Below are 256 nucleotides of genomic sequence, written 5' to 3' on the forward strand. Positions count from 1 at the left end.
TCAGTTAAGGATCCATTGACCGATCCTTCTGATGTGTGAAAATCTGAAACCTGTTGATTGGTTTCGGATTTTTTATTCGCATCGCTCAAGCTCTCGACTTCTTACACGCCAGCAAGGCCGCTCAGTTTGAGTCACTCTCCGACCTCATTCCCAACGAGCTCATCACCACTCTGCTCGGTGAAGAGGGCGTTGCTACCCTGCGCCGTCGCCGTATGCCCATGGAGCGTCTGGTCTGGGCCATCATCGGCATGGCTAT

General features: G+C 52.7%; 1 protein-coding gene. It reads left to right on the forward strand.

What is annotated here, in order from left to right; translation table 11 throughout:
- Positions 1–74 precede the first annotated feature (74 nt).
- Positions 75–256, forward strand: a 182-nt coding sequence (locus tag L972_RS08260) for a transposase domain-containing protein (protein WP_197058094.1), incomplete at its 3' end; no start/stop codon positions are given.

Source organism: Aeromonas sp. ZOR0001, assembly GCF_000801015.1.
Lineage (GTDB): Bacteria > Pseudomonadota > Gammaproteobacteria > Enterobacterales > Aeromonadaceae > Aeromonas > Aeromonas veronii.